Annotated in this window: 10 protein-coding genes and 1 tRNA gene; 4 read left to right on the top strand and 7 right to left on the bottom strand. The window is 61.6% G+C overall.

The window, feature by feature from the left end; all coding sequences use genetic code 11:
- Nucleotides 1-16: 16 nt before the first annotated feature.
- The 5 genes from BBOU_RS06835 to BBOU_RS06815 all read right to left on the bottom strand — a co-directional run bounded on the left by BBOU_RS06835 (nucleotide 17) and on the right by BBOU_RS06815 (nucleotide 6,311).
- A complete protein-coding gene (locus BBOU_RS06835; RefSeq protein ID WP_051616588.1) occupies nucleotides 17-1,276 on the bottom strand; it encodes a cysteine desulfurase family protein in 1,260 nt (419 codons plus the stop codon).
- Nucleotides 1,273-2,127, bottom strand: a complete 855-nt coding sequence (nadC, locus tag BBOU_RS06830) for a carboxylating nicotinate-nucleotide diphosphorylase (RefSeq protein ID WP_026502308.1) — start codon at nucleotides 2,125-2,127, stop codon at nucleotides 1,273-1,275. The genes BBOU_RS06835 and nadC overlap by 4 nt, the downstream gene beginning before the upstream one ends.
- A 57-nt stretch (nucleotides 2,128-2,184) precedes the next feature.
- Nucleotides 2,185-4,059, bottom strand: coding sequence for an L-aspartate oxidase (nadB, locus tag BBOU_RS06825; protein WP_238552129.1), 1,875 nt, complete (start codon nucleotides 4,057-4,059; stop codon nucleotides 2,185-2,187).
- A gap of 138 nt (nucleotides 4,060-4,197) precedes the next feature.
- Nucleotides 4,198-5,457: a quinolinate synthase NadA gene (nadA, locus tag BBOU_RS06820; RefSeq protein WP_026502307.1), complete on the bottom strand. Its 1,260-nt coding sequence runs from the start codon at nucleotides 5,455-5,457 to the stop codon at nucleotides 4,198-4,200.
- Nucleotides 5,458-5,543: 86 nt separating this feature from the next.
- A complete protein-coding gene (locus tag BBOU_RS06815; protein ID WP_051616586.1) occupies nucleotides 5,544-6,311 on the bottom strand; it encodes an NUDIX hydrolase in 768 nt (255 codons plus the stop codon).
- A 521-nt stretch (nucleotides 6,312-6,832) separates the two neighbouring features.
- On the opposite strand from BBOU_RS06815, the gene BBOU_RS06810 reads away from it, so the two are divergent.
- A complete protein-coding gene (locus BBOU_RS06810; protein WP_081815436.1) occupies nucleotides 6,833-7,360 on the top strand; it encodes a very short patch repair endonuclease in 528 nt (175 codons plus the stop codon).
- 254 nt (nucleotides 7,361-7,614) lie between these two features.
- Nucleotides 7,615-8,841, top strand: coding sequence for an aminotransferase class I/II-fold pyridoxal phosphate-dependent enzyme (locus BBOU_RS06805; RefSeq protein WP_051616585.1), 1,227 nt, complete (start codon nucleotides 7,615-7,617; stop codon nucleotides 8,839-8,841).
- A 251-nt stretch (nucleotides 8,842-9,092) separates the two neighbouring features.
- Here the strand turns inward: BBOU_RS06805 and BBOU_RS06800 are convergent, their stop codons facing one another.
- Nucleotides 9,093-9,629 carry an NAD(P)H-dependent oxidoreductase gene (locus BBOU_RS06800; protein ID WP_026502305.1) on the bottom strand — a complete coding sequence of 179 codons (537 nt, stop codon included), beginning with the start codon at nucleotides 9,627-9,629 and terminating at the stop codon, nucleotides 9,093-9,095.
- Nucleotides 9,630-9,819: 190 nt separating this feature from the next.
- Nucleotides 9,820-10,218, bottom strand: coding sequence for a VOC family protein (locus BBOU_RS06795; protein WP_026502304.1), 399 nt, complete (start codon nucleotides 10,216-10,218; stop codon nucleotides 9,820-9,822).
- A 145-nt stretch (nucleotides 10,219-10,363) separates the two neighbouring features.
- On the opposite strand from BBOU_RS06795, the gene BBOU_RS06790 reads away from it, so the two are divergent.
- Nucleotides 10,364-10,436: transfer RNA gene (locus BBOU_RS06790), tRNA-Arg, on the top strand.
- Between the two features lie 180 nt (nucleotides 10,437-10,616).
- Nucleotides 10,617-11,660 (top strand): bile acid:sodium symporter family protein, encoded by a 1,044-nt coding sequence (locus BBOU_RS06785; RefSeq protein ID WP_026502303.1) that lies wholly within the window; start codon nucleotides 10,617-10,619, stop codon nucleotides 11,658-11,660.
- Nucleotides 11,661-12,096 lie beyond the last annotated feature (436 nt).

Raw genomic sequence — 12,096 nt, 5'->3', positions numbered from 1 at the left:
GATGTTGAGGTTTCGCTCAGTTCAGTGGAGCGAAATCGGGCACGTGCAACGCGGTCATGGAATCGCGTAACGCCTTCGCTATCCGGCGGATATCCGCATCATGCAGTGGCTCGCGGAAAGAGAATCGCAGCGCGGATTTCGCATCCGTCTCGCTCAATCCCATGGCCAGCAGTGTGCCGGGGGCCTCATGCCTGCCGATAGCGCACGCCGAACCTGAGGACACTTCGACACCGCGAGCATCCAAATCGACAAGCAGTGCCTCACCGTTGACATTCGGGAACACGAATGAAGCATGACCGGGCAGCCGGTTCGTTGGATCACCGGTCAGTGTCGCACCCGGAACCGCGTCTCGGATAGCCGTGATGAGGACGTCACGCGACGCGGCCAGACGGGTGTTGCGCTCCTCCATACCAGAACACGCCTCACGCAATGCGACCGCCAATGCGATCGCACCCGCGACATTCGGCGTGCCGGAACGCACTCCACGCTCCTGCCCGCCGCCGCTCATCAGCGGTTCGATAGCCACACGACTGCGAGCGAGCAGAGCCCCCAAGCCCTTCGGGGCGCCGAACTTATGACCGGATATGGCAAGCGTATCGGCGTCAAGCCCGCGAAAATCCACCGGAATCGTGCCGGCCGCCTGCACGGCGTCCACATGGACAGGCACTCCTGCAGCGTGGCAGATACGCACCGCGTGGTCCACCGGCTCAATCGTGCCCACCTCGTTATTCGCCATCATGATGCATGCGAGGGCCGCCCCCTGCTCGGCTTCGTGGGAGAGCGCGTCGAGATCGAGATGAGCCTGCGCGTCAACGGGAATACGCACCACGTCGAAACCGAAGAAATCATGCAACCATTGCGCGGATTGGGCGACCGCAGGATGCTCCACCGCCGAGATGAGGATTCGCTTCGGTGGTACCGGTGATGTCGTGGTGGTGTTCCGTTCGCGCCTGATCTGGGCGAGCGCAATGCCTTTGATGGCGAGATTGTCTGCTTCCGTGCCTCCGGAGGTGAAAATCACGTCGTTCGGCCGTGCCCCCAAGTCGGCGGCGAAGGAGGCGCGTGCCGCGTCAAGCGCTCGGGCCGCTGTTTTTCCGCTTGCGTGAACGCTTGAAGGATTGCCGTACCCATCGGTCAGGAACGGGATCATCGCATTGATGACATCTGCCGATACCGCGTCGGATGCCGCAGCATCAAGATACAGTTCATGCTGTGAGCCGGCTGCCGGATTATCCGACGTGGTGTGCTGACGTTCGGGGATCGCCTGCCCGGTCATGCCCAATCCAATCCGAGATCGATCGCCCGTACGGAATGGGTGAGCGCGCCGACGGAAATCACGTCCACGCCGGTCGAGGCGACTTGCGGGACACGTTCCAAAGTCATCGTGCCGGAGGCTTCCACGATCGCCCGGCCGGCGATCATGGCGACGCCTGTACGTGTGTCCTCGAGCGAGAAATTGTCCAGCATGATGGTGTCCGCACCACCTTCGAGCGCTGCCGGAATCTGGTCGAGACGGTCAACTTCCACCTCGATATGCGTAGTGTGCCCGACTTGTTCGCGGATGTGCCGGATACCGGCGGCGAGGCCGAGCCCTACGGCCTGCATGGCGGCCACGTGATTGTCTTTGACCATCACCGCGTCGGACAGGCCGTAACGGTGGTTGTGGCCGCAGCCGCAGACAACCGCATACTTGTCGAAAGGCCTCAGTCCGGGCACGGTTTTGCGCGTATCCGCGATACGGGCGTGCGAACCCGGCGCCGCATTCGCCGCGTCCACGAACGCACGGGTCATCGTCGCGATACCGCTCATACGTTGGGTGAAGTTCAGGGCGACGCGTTCGGCGGTCAGCATGCCGCGAGCGTTGCCGCGGATTTCGGCGAGGGTATCGCCAGCAGTGAAGCGCTCGCCGTCCGTGATGTGCATGGTGACTTGGATGGTTGGGTCGATTTCGTGGAAGGCGGCGGCGAACACGTCCGCGCCGCTGAACACGCCGTCTTCGCGGGCGCGCAGTATGGCGGTCGCGGCCTCGTCGGCCGGGATGGTGGTCGTTGCGGTGATGTCTCCGGTCGGCGCGTCTTCCATGAGTGCACGGCGGACTGCCTCTTCAATGACTAGACGGGTGAGCATGACTGTCTCCCTTTCTTGCATGTGCTGTATTGCGTGGATTCCGCGCTGTGATGCGGTTCAGCCGCGGATGAATGGCCGCGAGCAGGCCTGGACGCTGTCGGTATCCGGGAAATCGGTGCGGGCGTGTGCGCCGCGCGACTCGGTTCGAGCCAGGGCGGCGGTGGCGGCGATCAGTCCGATGGTGGCGAGATTACGGTTTTCCAAAGCGGTTACGGTATTCGCAATATCGTCGGGCGTGGGCACCGATGCGGTTGCGGGCGTGGTTGTGGTTGCGGCGGTGCCGTCGGTCTTCGGTTTTTCGGCCATCTTGGACAACGCGGCTTGCGCCTGTGCCTGCGTCTGCTCGACAAGGCCGGTCAGACGGTTTTGGGCGTGGCTCAGGCCGTCGGCATCGCGAAGCACGCCGACGCCGTGCCACATGGTCTGCTCGATGGCGTCGCGCACATCGGCTGGTTTGGCATCGGTATCGACTTGGGTGTCGGGGCTTGGTATGGCGAGTGTCTGCGGTTCGGTGATTTCGCGGGTCTGTGCGTTCGCGGCACTGCCCAGCAGCGACTGGGGCTGCCAGACGGCGGCATCGGTATCGCGTAGTGCGGCGAGTCCGGCACGGCGGCCGTATGCCAATCCTTCAAGCAGCGAGTTCGATGCCAAACGGTTCGCGCCTTGTACGCCTGTGCGGGCGCATTCGCCTGCCGCATACAATCCGCGGATGCTGGTGCGTGCCCACACATCGGTACGGATGCCGCCCATCCAGTAGTGTGCCGCCGGGGTGACGGGAATCGGTTCACGGCTCCAATCAAAGCCCATGGAACGGGTGTAGGCGTCAATGGTGGGGAAGCGGCGTTTGAGGAACGCTGTAAGCCCGGCCTGATCCAAACCCATCTTGCGTCCGATGGCGGTCGCGTCCAAAAGCACCGGACGCCCGCCTTGGGCCATCATCTGGCGGAAGTTTTCGCGGGCGACCACGTCGCGTGGGGCGAGTTCAGCACGCGGGTCGATCGTGGTCATATACCGTTCGCCGCGTTCGTTGAGCAAGGTTGCGCCTTCGCCGCGTACCGCTTCGGAAATCAGGAAGTGCTCACCCACACCGAGCGCGGTGGGGTGGAACTGGTAGAACTCGAGGTCGGCGACTTGGGCTCCGGCACGCCATGCGGCGGCCAGCCCGTCACCGGTGGCGACCTGCGGATTCGTGGTGAACGGGTACAGTCGTCCGGCGCCACCGGTCGCGAGAATCACACGATTGCATGCCAGCGTACGCTGCTCGCCAGTGGCCGTGTCAAACAAGCGAACACCACGAACGGCACTGGTAACGCCAGCCGTTCGCGCCTCGCCAGCCGCGGGGGAGTGCGTATCAATCGGTTCAGTGACCAAATCCACGACGAACGCGTGCTCGATGATATGGATGTTCGGCGTGTCGCGTGCGATGGCACTGACATCAAGCTCGACAATCTTGCCGGTCGCGTCCCCGCCCGCGTGCACGACGCGGCTGCGGCTGTGCGCGGCTTCCAATCCGCGCAGCAACGTGCCGTCCGGGTGCTTGTCGAAGCGCACGCCGGCGCCGATGAGCCTGCGCACCTGTTCGGCGCCTTCGCGGGTGAGAATATCCACGGCCTTCGGTTCGCATAGGCCAGCACCTGCCGCGAGGGTGTCCTTCGCATGCAGTTTCGGGTCGTCGTCGGGGAAGATTGCGGCCGCGATACCGCCTTGGGCGTGGTATGTGTTCGATTCGACCAGATCGGTTTTCGTGATGAGTGTCACGTGTTGACCGGGCAGGCCGGCATCCGGGTAGCCGTTCGCGACGGCGAGCGCGGCGCTCAGTCCGGCGATGCCTGCGCCGATGACGGCGATGGTTGGTTCGCCAGGTGTGCCGGTCGTGCTGGATGTCTCCTTGGCAGGCGTGGTTGTGGTGTTGTCTTGGGTCAGTGAGGTCATGATTGCCTACGATTCGTGTATTCCCGTATCAGTTTCGGGCATCGACGGCCCGGCCGGCAGGCAATGGGACGCATATGCGATCCCGCCGCTCCTGTCGGCCAAGCCGGAAAGAGGTGAGTCAGCCGTGCCGCCGCAAGGTCACGGGTGGACGCGCAGCATGCGGTCGAGCGCGATTTTCGCTTCACTTGCGGTCTGCGGGTCCACGACGATCTTGTTGACGACCTTGCCGTCCACGAGATTCTCCAGCGCCCATGCAAGATACGCGGGGTGGATGCGGTACATCGTGGAGCACGGGCAGACGACCGGGTCGAGGCAGAACACGGTTTTGTCCGGGTGCTGGGCGGCGAGCCGGTTGACGAGGTTGATTTCGGTGCCCACGGCGATGGCGCTGCCGGCGGGCGCGTTCTCGATTTCCTTGACGATGTAGGCGGTTGAGCCGGTGCCGTCGGCGGCGTTGACCACGTCCATTGAGCATTCGGGGTGGACGATGACCTTGACACCGGGGTAGGCTTTGCGTGCGCGCTCGATCTGCTCGACGGTGAAACGCTGGTGGACGGAGCAGAAGCCCTTCCACAGAATCATCTTCGCATTCGCATACTGCTCGGGCGTGGCCCCGCCGTTCGCCTTGAACGGGTCCCACAGCGGCATCTGGTCGAGGCTCATACCCATGGCGAGCGCCGTGTTGCGGCCCAGGTGCTGGTCGGGGAAGAACAGGACGCGCTTGCCGCGTTCGAACGCCCATTCAAGCACCGCGCGCGCGTTCGAGCTGGTGCACACGATGCCGCCGTTTCGACCGCAGAACGCTTTGAGTGCGGCCGAGGAGTTCATATACGTGACGGGGATGATCTGCTGCTTGCCGTCGGTGTCCGGGGTGTTTCCGCAGATGTCGGTCAGCTGTTCCCAGCAGTCGGTCACCTGGTCGATGTTGGCCATGTCGGCCATCGAGCAGCCTGCGGACATATTCGGCAGGATCACGTTCTGACGTGGGGTGGAGAGGATATCAGCGGTTTCGGCCATGAAGTGGACGCCGCAGAAGACGATGTTGTCGGCTTCCGGTCGGGTTGCGGCGTTCTTGGACAGCTGGAACGAGTCGCCCACATAGTCGGCGTGCACGATGATCTCGTCACGCTGGTAGAAGTGGCCGAGGATCAGCAGCTTGCTGCCCAGTTTGTGTTTCGCATCGATGATGCGTTCCTGGAGCTCCTCGTCGCTTGCTTCCGTGTACTCTTTGCCGAGCGGCTGCTGGCGCGGAGCGTTGCGGGGAATCAGGTCGAGCGCGCTGGCTCCTGGGCCGTAGGACGGTTTGGTGGTGTCGAAGGCCCACGGGTCTTTGGTCAGGCCGGCGTCACAGGTGCGGGTTGCTCCGAGTCGTTCGATGATCGCGTCTACGGATGTCATGGTGTTCCTTTCGGTTGTCGCGGGTGGAGTATCGCGTGTCATCCGCGAGTGAAACGGGTTGGTTGAAATGTTGTGCTGGATTGGGGTTACTGGCGGGCTGTTGCGTTTTGGGGTTTACTCGTCCCCGGATGCGCGGCGTATCGGTACAGGGATGCGGGCCGATGCGCGCCACGGGCGAGTTTCTCACCGGTCGGTTCGACCATGCCGGTCGAGAGCATCCGGCGACGGAAATTCGGCGGGTCAAGCTTCCTGCCATAGATCGCCTCGTACACGTTGCGTAGCTGGCTGAGCGTGAATTCGCTGCCGACCAATCGGGTTGCAATATCCGAATACTCGATTTTGTTGCGCACGCGGGTCAGTGCGTAATCGATGATGTCCTTGTGGTCGAACGCGAGCGGCGGCAACTGATTCACAGGGAACCAGCGAACGTTCTGTGCTTCGTGGAAATCTTTCGCCTCGGTTTCGCCGATGAGCGCCCAATACACGATGGACACCATCGGCAGGCCACCATGCGAGCGGCTCGGGTCGCCGAAAGTATACAGCTGTTCGAGATATTGCGGGTGCAGGCTGGTGGTGGAGTGCAACGCTTGTTCGGCGGCGAATTCGAGGGACCGGCCGCCTTGCAGATCGCCGCCCGGCAGGGCCCAATCGCCAAGGAAGGGTTGGCGGATGCGACACACAAGGGGGATACGCAAGGTCGGAATCGTATCGTTACCGGAAGCATCGGCGCCGGCTGGCGCGGAAAGCGATCCGTGGGCGTCCATGTCGGAAGGGCCGAGCGCGAGAATCACGACGGACACGCCGATATTCGGCGGTTCTTTGGCGCGCTCGCTGACATTGGCTGAGATGCGCATCGCCTGCTCCTTTCGCCGTATGTTCGTCGGTAGCCACTACGCTACGACTTATAGTCAACATGACTATAAGGGGGTGTGGCGTTTGCGTGCTGCCGCCGTTCCAAGGAAAGCGGCATGACAATAAGTCACTTTGACCATAAGTACTTCGGAAGAGGGAATGCACGATATGCGCAACACCCGTAATGCGACACTCTCATGCCCGTTCCGTGGTGCGCAATCGTGATACGCACTCCATACGGTGGATTTCCGATGTCGATATTGCTGGTGTGGAGCGCTTCCAAGCGCCGCGCGTGTCGCCCTTGGCGGCAGACGGTGGCGGGATTGGCGGAATGTCAACGTTTCGGGATTGACATCTCGCCCCTAGATGCCGCCAAACTTTCGGTATCCTTTCCGCACCATCGGAATCGATGCTCGACATCGTTCTTGCGACATCGTGCTGAATTATGTCCTGCCCGCCGATCGAACACAGGCCAGGGCATAATGGGCGATGCGACATCAACCACAGAGGCAGGCGAAACGACATGAGCAATCAGCCACACGCTCCTAGCGGCACCAAACACACCACCCGACACCGCCGCCCCACCCATCCGGACCGCTATGAGCGTGGCACCAGAAGCTACACGATGTCACACATCCGCGGCAAAGACACGACAATCGAGGTGCTTGTCCGCAAATACCTCTTCGCGCGGGGTCTGCGATTTCGCAAAAACGACAAACGCTACCCGGGACACCCCGACGTGGTCTTGCCCAAATGGCGCACCATCGTGTTCATCAACGGCTGCTTCTGGCATGCCCACCAACACTGTGAGGCCTTTTCCCGTCCCAAATCCAATGTCGAATTCTGGACGGCGAAACTGCTGCGCAACCGCGAACGCGACGAACGGCAGCATGCCCAGCTGGTCGCCGACGGATGGCGGGTGATCGTCGTGTGGGAATGCGAGTTGGCCAAACCGGTACGCGAGGAGCGCCTGGCCAAGTTGTATCGCCAGATTACGGCGACGCCGGCCAGACAGCCCGGCGTCATCGACGACACGATTCCCACTGAGTAACAAGGGTGATTCGGTCGAGGCGGCGGCGGTGGGACGTCGCCGTGTGAGGATTCGCTTACATACTGGCAGGTTGGGTGGCTGGATTCGGCAGTTTGGACGGGTGGGATGCCAGTTGTGTGAGGATTCGCTCACATACTCACCCGGCTGACGATTCTTGACAAGCTCACGGATTGCGAGCCGACTGCCCGCAGAAGCGTCGCCGCCCATCCGCGGCGTCCCCCGCATTTGTCGCATTGCGCCGATAGAACCGAACCATGCAGGAAAACTCAGCACAGCACACCGCTACAACCCAGCCGGCACACGCCCTGCCGCCACTGTCCAAGCGAGCGCAGGAATCCAACCCGTTCAGGGCTATGGCCATCGGCGAAGAAGCCGACCGGATGATCGCCAAAGGCATCGATGTCGTCAAACTCAGCCTCGGCGAACCGGATTTCGGCGCCCCGCAAGCCGTCCGCGATGCCATGCGCGAGCAGTGCGACGGACGTCCGCTCCCATACACTGCGGCGCTCGGCATCCCCGAGCTGCGTGAGGCGATCGCACGGTTCTACGAGCAGCGCCATCACGTCCAGCTCGACCCCAAGCGTGTGGCCATCACCGAAGGCGGTTCCGCGGCCCTCCTGCTCGCCCTCGCCCTGACCGTCAACGAAGGCGACGATGTGATCTGCGCCGACCCGTCCTACCCGTGCAACCGCGAGTTGGTGCGCACCTTCGGCGGCAACATCATCGACGTACCCACAACTGCCGCCACCCGCTTCCATCTCAACGCCGACCTGCTCAACGCGTATTGGACTCCACGCACCCGTGCTGTCATGGTCACTTCGCCGTCAAACCCCGCCGGCACGAGCATCGCCTTCGAAGCGCTTCAAGGCGTGTGTGACACGGCCCGCGCGCGCAACGCCTGGCGAATCGTGGACGAAACCTATCTTGATCTGGCCGACGCGGAACCCGACGGCAGTGATGTGCGCAGCGTCCTGTCCGCCGACTCGGACGCCATTGTGGTCAGCAGTTTCTCGAAATACTGGGGTATGACCGGCTGGCGTCTCGGTTGGGCTGTACTGCCGGAAGCAATCCTGCACGAGGCGGACAATCTCGCCACGAACTACTTCCTGTGTGCGCACACCCCGACCCAGCATGCCGCGCTGGCCTGTTTCACGCCGCAGACGCTGGAAGAGTGCGAACGCCGTCGCCAAGAATTGCTGGTGCGCCGCGGCTTGGCGCTCGACGGGCTCGCCGGTATCGGCCTGCCGGTCGAAGTTGAACCGAATGGTGCGTTCTACGCGTATTTCAACGTGTCGTCCACAGGACTTGACGCGTGGGACTTCTGTGAGCGGGCGTTGCGTGAGGCGCATGTCGCGTTGACTCCTGGCGCTGATTTCGGTCCGGCGACGGCGCACACCCATGTGCGCTTGTCGTATGCGGCCTCCCGCGAGGCGATCAGCGAGGGCATCGCACGCGTCGGCCAGTTCCTCAAGACGCTGTGATGAGAGGGGTGCACGATGCGAGCGACGGAAGGCACGCTGATTCACTGACAGTCTGATTAGCGGGACTGGCGGGACTTGCTGAGGCGTCGCCGATTCACGGTCGATGTGCAGGTCTGCGACAAACGAGCGTTCGCTCCCCGTCATATCCCCGTGTGTCCTCGCCACCAGGGGTATGCGAGGACACGACTGTTGAATGGGGCCCGTCTGGGGCTCCCATTGGCCGTTCGTCGATGCGCCGACGCCGGCGCAACTTACTTGGCGGGTTCGTTGATGACCTGCGCGTAGCGTCGTGCGGTGGCGGCAAGCGTGTCGTCGTCAATGCCCGCGCCGACTCCGTACACCACGAACGGCGGCAGATAGCGCGCACCCACGTAGTCAGTCATGGTTGCGAACGGTTTGAGCAGCTCCTCCATAGTCGCATGGTGCGAGCCATCATGCTGATAGTCCGCTTCGCCACTGCCGGCGGAAACGGCGAGCATGATTTCCTTGCCTTCGAACGCGTGCCCGGTCGAGCCGTACGCCCAGCCGTATTCGAGCACCTTGTCCTCCCATAGCTTGAGCAGCGAGGGGGAGCTGTACCAGTAGAAGGGGAACTGCAGGACGATCCGGTCCGAGTCCTCGACGAGACGCTGTTCGGCGGCGACGTCGATGCGACCGTCGGGATACGTGGCGTATTCGTCGCGCACGGTCACGTCATGATTGGGGTCGTTGAGCACGGCTTGCGCGAGTTCCTTGTTGACCCGTGAGGTCTCAAGATTCGGGTGGAACACCAATACTGTGGTTTTCATACCAACTTCCTTACCGCTATTGCTGTGTTTCCTGCATGCGACACTTTGGCCGGCCGCGTGCATGGGTTCGCGCACGCAATGTGTGCCATGCCCGTAGCCGGTCGTGTAGTTGCGTATCTTACGCCGTGCTCTGCCAAGACGCCGCAGTGTAGCGGACGCGATTTGAACGCTGCGATGCGCTGACGGTCCGTTACGCCTGCCTGTCGGTTTGTGGATGCGACCAATCGACAACCGCCTCAATATTGTTGCCGTCCGGGTCGAGCACAAACGCCGCGTAATACCCCGGATGGTACGCGCGCGGTCCCGGGGCTCCGTTGTCGCGTCCACCGGCTGCCAGCGCCGCATCATAAAACGCCTTGACGGTCTGCTCGCTATCCGCGCGGAACGCGATATGGGTCGGTGCTGGAGTCGTCCCGGGCTGTGTGGGGGAGATGTAGAAATCGCTGCGCGGCGTGCCATCATCCACCCCGAAACCGATAGTCGGCTCGTGATGGGCTTTGGGAAGGTACCCGAGTGGTGCCAGCGCTTTCGTGTAAAACTCAATGGAACGGTTGGCATCGTTGACATGCAAGGTCATATGGTCAATCATGACTCCCACTATAGGAGGGGCTTCGGCGCGCTCTGCGCAGGCGCTCTCTGTAAGCGTTCGCAGGTGCATTGATCCGGGTCTCGCAAACACGGTGACAACGGGTGCGCACAGCTGGTGGGCGGTTGTGTGTACAATATCATCTGTTGCCCGGGTAGCTCAGTGGATAGAGCACCGCTCTCCTAAAGCGGGTGTCGCGCGTTCGAATCGCGTTCCGGGCACGATTCCTTGTCGGCAAGTAGTGTCTTCCGTTCGCCATGGTGCGGCGAGTTTGCCGCATCTGCCCGCAGTGTGCGTCGCGTCGGCATTTCACATCTTGACCATTCATGCCCGGCCGCCCCTGAACCGCCTATGATGCCCAGTACGCCTGATGTGTAGGCGAAAAAGGGGTAAACGAACATATGGAAAAAGTGAAGCAAGCTGCCTCCTGGCTCACGAAATGGTTCACATTGATTGTCATTGTGTGGGCTGCGATCAATTACTTTGTGCCTGCGATTAGCGTGTGGGCGAAAGGATACACGGGTTACCTGCTGGGGATCGTTCTGTTCGGCATGGGTTTGACCTTGTCGGTCGATGATTTCGCACGGATCATCAAGCAACCGTTGATGGTGATCGTCGGTACGGTCGCCCACTACGTGATCATGCCGTTGATTGCCGTCTTGCTGTGCTGGATTTTCCATCTTGATGGCGCTATCGCCGTGGGTGTGATTCTGGTGGGTTGCTGCCCGTCGGGTACGTCGTCGAATGTGATGAGCTTCCTGTCGCGCGGCGATGTCGCGCTTGATGTGTCGATCGGTCTGCTGTCCACGCTGCTTGCGCCGTTCATGATTCCGCTGTTGATGCAGCTGCTCGCTTCCCGCTACGTGGCGATTCCGTGGCAGTCGCTGTTCCTCAGCGCGTTGACCATTGTGCTGGTGCCGGTTGCGCTTGGTGTCACGTGCCATATGATTTTCAAGGAGAAGATTGAAAAGGTCACGCCTGTGCTGCCGATTGTCTCGCAGGTCGCGATTCTGTTGATCATCGGCGTGGTCGTGTCTGCGAACGCGTCCAAGCTGTTCAGCTCCGAAACGCTGCTGGCGATTCCTGTTGTGATTCTGCATAACCTGTGCGGCTATGCGCTTGGTTTTGGCTTCTCGAAGCTCATGTACAAGATGTATCCGAAGGGCTTCCGCTATGCGCAGCAGAAGGCCATCACCTTCGAAGTCGGTATGCAGGATTCCGGCCTTGGCGCCACGCTCGCGTTGACATCGTTTGCATCGACGCCGATCACCGCGATCCCGTCCACGTTCTTCAGCGTGTGGCACAACATCTCCGGTTCGGTGCTCTCCGCCTGGTGGCGCCGCCATGATGACAAGTACGGCATTCCGCGTGATTCCGTCGATGGCAAGCCGACCAAGCAGCCTGCTGCCGCAACCGCCGCTCCCGTTGCTGCAGCGACTGATTGAACCGCTGCCTTTTGTTTTGGCCCCGCCTGTGCACAAAGCAGGCGGGGCTTCATTGTTGATGTGACGAGTTGCGTATGTTTGGGCATGTTCAACATGACGGAAGTTCATCGGCTGTCGTGATTTCGGATTCGGCGTATTACGTATGTCTGAGGATGCGTGTCCTTGGGCAAATCCGTCGGCGGCTGGGTTGCTTGGTGGGATGTGGCACGTTGCGTATGTCGTGGCATGCGTGGCGAGAGGGAATATTTCGGATGGCGGTTATATCTGGTGGCATCTGCCGGGTTGTGTATATCCGAGAATGCGTAGCCCAGCTTTGTGCCAGAAACACTATTAACAGATGGATGTGTTTCGGCTTGCCGACCCGCCGGATTGAGGCCAATGACCGTACCGATTGATTACCCCACGAGACACTTAAGCCTGAGCAGCAACTAGCTGG

This window comes from Bifidobacterium boum (genome assembly GCF_000741535.1).
Taxonomy (GTDB): Bacteria; Actinomycetota; Actinomycetes; order Actinomycetales; family Bifidobacteriaceae; genus Bifidobacterium; species Bifidobacterium boum.
This window is presented reverse-complemented; position numbering and strand designations above follow the sequence as displayed.